Annotated in this window: 5 protein-coding genes; 3 read left to right on the top strand and 2 right to left on the bottom strand. The window is 31.0% G+C overall.

Annotation, left to right across the window (positions count from 1 at the left end):
* Positions 1-23: 23 nt before the first annotated feature.
* The 3 genes from MR593_RS06405 to MR593_RS06415 all read left to right on the top strand — a co-directional run bounded on the left by MR593_RS06405 (position 24) and on the right by MR593_RS06415 (position 3,912).
* Positions 24-1,277: a cation:proton antiporter gene (locus MR593_RS06405; protein WP_290691000.1), complete on the top strand. Its 1,254-nt coding sequence runs from the start codon at positions 24-26 to the stop codon at positions 1,275-1,277.
* A 147-nt stretch (positions 1,278-1,424) separates the two neighbouring features.
* Entirely contained in the window at positions 1,425-2,594 is a 1,170-nt protein-coding gene (locus tag MR593_RS06410; RefSeq protein WP_290691003.1) for a M20 metallopeptidase family protein, read from the top strand.
* A gap of 91 nt (positions 2,595-2,685) precedes the next feature.
* Positions 2,686-3,912, top strand: a complete 1,227-nt coding sequence (locus MR593_RS06415) for an MFS transporter (RefSeq protein WP_290691005.1) — start codon at positions 2,686-2,688, stop codon at positions 3,910-3,912.
* Positions 3,913-4,276: 364 nt separating this feature from the next.
* On the opposite strand, the gene MR593_RS06420 is transcribed toward MR593_RS06415, so the two are convergent.
* Both MR593_RS06420 and MR593_RS06425 read right to left on the bottom strand, forming a co-directional pair.
* Positions 4,277-5,452, bottom strand: a complete 1,176-nt coding sequence (locus MR593_RS06420) for a M20 family metallopeptidase (protein WP_290691007.1) — start codon at positions 5,450-5,452, stop codon at positions 4,277-4,279.
* A gap of 163 nt (positions 5,453-5,615) precedes the next feature.
* Complete coding sequence (locus tag MR593_RS06425) at positions 5,616-8,258, bottom strand: leucine-rich repeat protein (RefSeq protein WP_290691010.1); 2,643 nt, start codon at positions 8,256-8,258, stop codon at positions 5,616-5,618.
* Between the last annotated feature and the right edge of the window lie 249 nt (positions 8,259-8,507).

The raw sequence follows: 8,507 nt of genomic DNA on the forward strand, positions 1-8,507 counted from the left end.
AACTTTTAAAGGAGATGAGCGTTATGGAATCGTCTATACATACAATTGCATGTAATAACTTGTTAATACTTTTTGCTGTAGTGACAATGACGGGAATAATATGTAGCAAATTAAGCGAAATTATAAAAATTCCAGATGTCGTTTTATTTCTAATAGCAGGTATTTTTATAGGTCCTTCTGTATTAAAATTTGTTGATATAAGCCAATATCAGGTTGAAAACCAACTTATATTGACATTTGGATCTGCGTTTATATTATATATGGGTGGTAAGGAAATAAGCTTGAAGGTATTAAAAAATGTAAAGATAAGTGTTTTATTGCTATCGAGTGTAGGTGTTTTAATATCAGCATTTCTTATGCAACAAATAATAGGATGGTCGTTTGGTGTAAGTTCGATGGTAGCGCTTTTGGCAGGTAGTATTATAGCTTCTACAGACCCTGCTACATTAGTTCCTATATTCAACCAGATAAAAATAGATAGAAAAGTATCTCAGACAGTTATAAGTGAATCGGCTTTTAATGATGCTACAGGTGCTATTTTGACATCGGCAGTATTATCTATTATTTTATCAGGTAGGTTTTCACTACAGGAAAATCTATATGAGCTGGCTTTGATGATTATAATAGGCCTAGTTGTAGGCTTGCTTACAGGTGTTATATTATTGGCATTAGTAAATGACAGCCCAAGGGGGATATTTCAAGATTATACTCCTATAATATCCATAATTTCTGTCATAATAGCATATGAATTATCTACTGTGCTTGGAGGAAGTGGGTATATGTCATGCTTCATAGTAGGTATAGTTACAGGGAACAAACAAAATTTCAAGCTATGGCTCAGTCAAAAATCATACGATGCAGATTGCCATGTGGTAGAAACTTTGGGTACAATTTGTAGAATGTGTATATTTATAATTTTGGGAAGTCAAGTCGATTTACAGATGGTAGGAAAATACTTTATACCTTCAGTATTCTGCGTATTTTGTTTTATGTTTGTTGTGAGACCTATATGTGTTTTGGCGTGTACATTAATCGACAGACAAGCAAAATGGAGAAAAAACGAAATACTATTTATGATGTGGGTAAGAGAAACAGGAGTAATACCAGCTGCTCTTTGTGGTATAGTTACTTCTATGAATATACCTGGTAGCGATATAATTTCATCAGTAGTATTTATGACAATACTTATAACTTTAATTTTACAAGGAGTCAGTACAAAATTTGTTGCTAGAAAGCTAGGACTTTTATTAGAGGATAAATCTGAGCAAATTTTGTAAATTTGATATTAATATTCATTTCGAGGGGTAATTGCAAATATATTTTGTGATACCCCTTTTTATTTTTTAAAGGCAAATAGGCAAAAAAAGGAATATAATTAATAGTGTAAATTATATTTTTAAGGCTATTAAAGATGGAGGTATAAAATGAATAAATATTTAGAAAGAGCTATAGAACTAAAACCTAATACTATTAAAGATAGAAGACATATTCATGAAAACCCTGAGTGTGGGATGCATTTGCCGAACACAAAAGAATATGTTATAGGTAGATTAAAAGAAATGAATTTAGAACCAAAAATCGTAGGGGATTCAGGAATAGTAGTTTTAATCGAAGGAAAGAAACCAGGAAAGACAGTTTTACTACGCTGTGACATGGATGCACTTCCAATGGAGGAAATAAACGAATTACCGTTTAAAAGTAAAATAAAAGCAGCACACACTTGTGGTCATGATATACATACTGCAACTATGATTACAGTAGCTCAAATTTTATCTGAAAATATAGATGATTTAGAAGGAAATGTTAAGATAGTATTCCAACCAGGTGAAGAGGCTGGAGAAGGTGCTAGAATGTTGATAGAAGAAGGAGTTTTAGAAAATCCTAAAGTAGATTTAGCTATTGCGATGCATGTTTTTACTACACATGAATCTGGGACAATAGCATATGCTATAGGAGGAGCTACTAGTTCAGTAAACGCATTTGAAATAAAAATCAAAGGTCAGGGATGCCACGGTTCTATGCCAGAAAAGGGTATAGACCCTATAAATACAGGAATGTATATATATCAAGCACTTCAAAGCTTAATTTCAAGAAATATTTCTGCAACTGAAAGAGCTGTTTTAACTATAGGACAATTTATTTCAGGAGATGCTCCAAATATTTTACCAGAAGAAGCTATCATGACAGGATCTCTTAGAACGTATAATCCAGATGTATGTGATACAGTACTTGATAAAATTAAACAAATATTAAAGGGTGCAGAAGCTATGTTTGGAGCAACAGTGAGCTACCGTGAATTTTTCACTCCTTTCCCATGCTCATATAACGATCCGACAGAAACTCGTAAGCTAGTGAAGTATATGGAGGATATAGAAGGTTTAAATTTAGTTGAAACTCAAGGTATGTCAGGATCTGAGGATTTTGGATTTATAACACAATTAGTGCCATCTGTATATTTAGAATTAGGAGCAAAGGTCGATGGAAACGATTATGTAAATCACAGCCCAAATGTATTGTTTAATGAGGATTGTATACCTTATGGAGTAGCTGCATTTGTAAATTGTGCTGTAAAATGGTTGAAGGATAATAAATAAGTAAATTTATAAAAATATTATTGACATTATAGTTACTGTAAACTTTACACTTATAAGAAATCATACTTTTTAATCGAGGGGGAAATAAAATATGAAAGCATTAAATCGTTGGATATATGCAGTAGTAGGTGTAATAGTTTTATTATTTGCAGGGCTTATTTATGCATGGAGTGTACTTGTAACACCTATTAGTCAGGAGTTTACAAATTGGAGCAATACGAGTCTATCGTTGACGTTTACAATTTGTATGATATTTTTTTGTTTAGGTGGACTAATAGGTGGGCTTTTGCAGAAAAAAATCGATGTAAAAATAAATGTTTGGTTGGCTGCAGTTTTATTTTTAATAGGATTTTTTATTTCATCAAAATCACAAAGTATAGCGACTTTATATGTAGGTTATGGAGTTTTAGCTGGGTTTGCATCAGGACTTGCTTATAATTCAGTAATGAGTACAATGTCTAAGTGGTTTCCTGATAAGCAAGGGCTTATTTCTGGAATACTTTTAATGGGATTTGGTCTTGGGAGCTTCATAATAGGTAAGATATATCAAGCTTATACACCAACTGACATTGGAGGATGGAGAACCTCATTTATGATATTTGGAATTATATTAGTAATTGTTCTAGGTATCGGAGGATTTTTCTTTGTAAAACCAGGTGATGATTTTGTACCTCCAGTTAGTGCTTCAAAAGGCAAAGAGAAAAATTCTAATAAAATCAATAAGGAATTAGTTATAGATGTAAATTCCGTTCAAATGGTAAAAAGACCTTCATTTTGGTTTTATTTTGTATGGGCAACATTACTTGGTGCTGCAGGATTGGCGCTTATATCACAGGCTAGTGGTATAGCAGGTGAAGTAGGCAAAGGTGTAAGTGCTTCTACAATTGCGACAGTTGTTGGATTAATATCTATTTGTAATGGTATAGGACGTGTTATTTATGGTGGTATGTTTGATAAATTAGGTCGTTTTAAGACAATGATAACTATTGTAGTAGTTTTTCTAATATCGGCGTTACTACTTATAGTTGCATTTAAAATAAAAAGTTTTGGAATTTTAATTGTAGGATTTATGTTATGTGGAGCTTCGTATGGAGGTATAACATCTACCAATTCTGCATTTATAAATTCATTTTATGGGGCTACTCATTATCCAGTTAATTTTCCTATAGTAAATTTAAATTTAATCATAGCTTCATTTGGAAGCACTATTGCAGGAGCTCTTTATGATTCTAGTGGATCTTATTTAAGTACAATATTTTTGATGATAGGAGCAATTGCATTTAGCTTTATATGTGCAGTTAGTATAAAAAGACCTTGATTGAGGATATAAGGTTTAGTAAATTATATGAAATGATTTAAAAGGGAGTATTGAAAATTGGGTTTTCAACCTCCCTTATTTTTAAAAGTTTTTATCGACTAAAATTTGTATTTCATTTATATATTCTTTTTCGTCATTTGTTAAATTAGGATCTATATATTGAATTTCTACGGAGTCTCTAAAATGTGATAGCCTTTTTTATCTATATAATCTAATAGCTGATGATAGTATTTTGGTGCATCCTTATGAACGCCATTATATCTTATACAGACGTAGATGCCTTTAGTCTTAATGTTGTAGTATTTATGTTGAATAACTTTGATATTTCGCCGATTGTAAATTTAGATTTCATATAAACTTCTTTTTATTTAAAAACTTCTTCATCTATATTTAAAATCACTGCAGACCACAAGTTTATTCTATCAAATAATGTATCTACAATAGCGTATTCATTTTCAGTATGGTTCCACTCGCCTAAAACACCACAAGAGCATAGGGTAGGTACACCAGCTATAGTTATATAGCTTGCATCTGAAGAACCGCCAAGTACTTTACTTCCAATATCTTTAAATCCAAATTTGCTAGATATAGCCTTTACGAAATTATATAGTTTTAAAACATCGTCTGTTGTTTCATAAGGCATCATTTCTCCGTTTAATATTAGAGAAGTAGTTGTGCCTTGTATATAAGATTTTGATGCGATATTTTTAATTTGTTCTTTTATTTTGTAGACCTCGCTGACCTTTTCGAAGCGAAGGTCTAGAGATAGCTTGCATTTATTAGGTATTGAATTTACTATTTTTCCTCCGTTTACAACTGTTGTCGCGCATGTTGTACCGTTTTCGATATCTGTAAGCTTTCTAAATTCTAGTATTTTAAAGGCTGCTTCCTCAACTGCGTTTACACCACTTGCAAAGTCATTACCGGCATGAGATGAGGCTCCTCTTATTTCTAAATCACATCCTATGCGACCTTTTCTACCTATACAGATGCTGTTGTCTATAAGACCAGTTTCCATATTAAAGCAGCAAAGTGCATCTTTTACATATTCAGATAGTACATCGCCAGCATTAGACATAAAATGTCCTTGTTCTTCATCTCCGCAGAAGGCGATTTTTATAGGTCTATTGTCGTATCCTATGTGGTTTAATGCTTTTATAGTGTATAGTGCGATAACTATACCACCCTTCATATCTAGGACTCCAGGACCGTAAGCTTTGCCGTCTACAATTTTGAAAGGTCTTTCTTTTATAGTACCAGTTTTGAAAACTGTATCCATATGTCCGCTGAATACGATAGGCTTTTTATTTCTATTTTCACCGATTATTCCTGTTAGAGTAGGTCCGTTTGGAGTAGTGGGTACGATTTCGCATTTCATACCTTCTTTTTCAAATACTTTTTTTAAAAAATTAGCTACATTTTCAACTCCTTCAGGATCCTTTGTAAAGCTCTCGATATTTACGAGATACTCCCAAAATGAAATTATTTCATCTTTTTGAGAGGAAATAAAACTATTGATCTCTTTTAATAAATTTTCCATTGTTTACACCTTCTTTCTAGATAAATTATTTAAAGTACGACAGGATAATAAACAATAAATTAAAATTTTGTCTAAAATAACGTACATATATAAATTTTACCATATTTATACATTAAAATGGAGTACCACAAATAAAATTTAACTTGCGATACTCCATATTTTATTATTTAACTTTAATAGATTTTACAGTACTATAATCACTATAATAAGTTTTACCATCTACAACTTTATAAGCTCTTACTTTATAATAGTAATATTTTGATGATTGAAGATTTGTGTTTTTATAGCTAGTTGTATTGCCATCTGAAATAGTTTTTACTAAAGAGTAAGTTCCAGATTTTGATGATGCTCTATATATTTTATAGCCATTAACTCTGCTTACTTTATTCCAACTGATGCTAGCTGTCTTTTTAGATGTAGATGTCAATGTTACTACAGGTTTTAATGGTTTTGTAACACCTTTTACATAAGAGTAATCACCATAATAAGTAGTGCCATTTATTGTTTTAATAGGTTTTATTCTATAGCTGTAACTATATGCAGATTTAAGGTTAGTATCTGTATAAGTTAAAGTAGAATTACTATTAATTGTAGCTATTCTTTTGTAAGAACTACTTGAACTATCATATCTGTAAATAGCATATCCGCGTGAACTAGAAACTTTATCCCATTTTAAGGTAACTGATGAAGTAGTAGTGCTGCTTACAGTAAATAATGTAGTTTTCTTAGGTACTATTTTAAAGTTTATATCGTAATAACCATCGTAATTACCTATACCTGTAATACGAGCAGTAGCTAATCCTACATATTTATTATTTAAGTATGTTATTTTGTAGTCTACATTTTTTACTAATCTATTAGAGCCAACGCTTACAGAAACATCTGGAGTTATTTCACTTCCAGTATAAGTTTGGTTTTCTATTTTGCCAAATGATGAATCTGAAATATTATAAGGGATTACGTCAAATTCACAAGTTGCTTCAAGTCCGTTTGCAGCCTTTGCAGTTACAGTAGCTTTTCCAGGTTTTTTAGCAGTAACAAGTCCGTTTTCATCTACTGTTAGAGTATTTTCATCGCTAGATTTATATGTTACTGTTTTGTCGTAGGCGATATCTGGATTTACAGTAGCTATTAGTTGAACTTTTTCAAAACCATATATTTCTTTATAATTGTAATTTAATGTTATACCTGTTATGTCGTCTATGATATTGTATTTTAAATTACTTTTAGCTAAAGCTTCTTCTGTAGAAGTATTTTTGTAAGTATTTAAAATTATACCATCTACACTTGAAAAAGCATCTGTACCTATAGATACTATATTTTTAGGAAGTATGACATTGCCTAGATGACGACAACTGTAAAATGCACGTTTTCCTATTACTTTTAATGTATCAGGTAATTCTAATTTAGATATTGGAGTAGAGAAGAAGGCAGATTCTTCTATAGTATCTAAATTATTTGAAAAATCGACGTCTTTTAAACTAGAGCAATATAAAAAAGCATCCTCTCTTATAGTCGTAACAGAGTCAGGTATTTTTATTTTTGGAATAGATGAACAACAATTAAACATAGCATAAGACATTGTCTTGATACCTTCTTCTATTTTTACATCGACTAAGCTTTTACAATCTGAAAATGTATAAGAGCCTATATCTGTTACAGTAGAAGGTATATTTATACTGCTAAGTGAATCACAATGTGAAAAAGCATTAGAACCTATAGTTTTTAAACCTTCTGGCAATGTTATATTATCTAAGCTACCACAGCAGTGAAAAGCATATGCACCTATATATTTAACTTTGTCTGAAATATTTATTTGGCTAAACTTTGCAGAATTTGCAAAAGCATGATCTTTTATTTCTACTATATTTTCGCCGTTTTCAACAACTTCTAAAGAACATCCTTGAAAAGTATATGGTTCTATTGTTGTTATAGTAGAAGGTATGTAAATCTTCTTTATACCTGAGTTTTTAAATGCATACCCACCAATACTTTCTAATCCTTCGTATAAGTCTACGCTTTTTAGAGAAGAACAATATTCAAATGCATTTTTTCCTATACTTTTTATATTTTTATTTAAGTTAATTGAACTTAGTTTTTTACATCCAGAAAAAGTAGAATCATCGATAGCAGTAATAGATTTAGGTAAAGTAACTTCTTCTAAGTATTCACATCCTGCAAAGGCAGATCTTTTAATAGTAGTTACGCTATCAGGTATTGTTATTTTTGTAAGCTTAGAAGATGAAAATGTACCTATATCTAAAGTAGTTAGATTATTTGGTAGAGTAACTTCTTTAAGATTTGTATTGGAAAAACATCCTTCTCCAATAGAAGTTACATTATCTGGTATAACTAAACTTGTAAGATGAGAATTTCCACTAAAGGCTTCGCTTCCAATTGATGTTAAAGTGCTAGGAAATACTATATTATCTAGTTTATATGAGCGTCTAAAAGCACGATCTCCTATAGAAATTAACCCCTCAGGAAGGTTTATGCTTTCTAAGTTGTAGCATTCTCCAAAGGCCGAACCATCTATGTATTTTACTGTACTTGGAAGAGTAACTTTTGTAACATTGCTTGCATAAAAAGCCATAGTGCCGATAGTTACAACTCCTTCTGGAACGACAACCTCAGTATCTTCTCCAGAATAATGCTTAAGCACACCATTTGATATTATCATGTTGTTTTCGTTAGTAGTCAGTAAATCACCCGTAGTCGATGTATCTGCAAAGACAGAGATATTGGAGTAACTGAATATTAAACATGATATTAATAAACATACGAGAATTTTTTTGGTGTTTTTCATAATGTATTTACCCCCATTTTAAATTTAAGATTTATACACAGTTAATAAAGCTTAAACTGTAATTTAATCTTATATTAAAAATTTAACACATTCTGCAATCGTTTTCTACTTATATTTATTAAAAAAATTAATTTTAATATAAAATAAGGATGAGCAAATAAAAATCTCATCCTTACCTTATATTAATATGAAAACTGTCTAATATTATTTACAACGTTTAAGTAGAGCTTCCCATCTTCTGTCTACTTC

It is taken from the genome of Intestinibacter sp. (assembly GCF_022780145.1).
Lineage (GTDB): Bacteria > Bacillota > Clostridia > Peptostreptococcales > Peptostreptococcaceae > Intestinibacter.

Excerpts from the sequence above, each read along its gene's own strand:
- MR593_RS06415 (WP_290691005.1), top strand. The coding sequence starts at position 2,686 with ATGAAAGCATTAAATCGTTGGATATATGCAGTAGTAGGTGTAATAGTT.
- MR593_RS06405 (WP_290691000.1), top strand. The coding sequence starts at position 24 with ATGGAATCGTCTATACATACAATTGCATGTAATAACTTGTTAATACTT.
- MR593_RS06425 (WP_290691010.1), bottom strand. The coding sequence starts at position 8,258 with ATGAAAAACACCAAAAAAATTCTCGTATGTTTATTAATATCATGTTTA.
- MR593_RS06420 (WP_290691007.1), bottom strand. The coding sequence starts at position 5,452 with ATGGAAAATTTATTAAAAGAGATCAATAGTTTTATTTCCTCTCAAAAA.
- MR593_RS06410 (WP_290691003.1), top strand. The coding sequence starts at position 1,425 with ATGAATAAATATTTAGAAAGAGCTATAGAACTAAAACCTAATACTATT.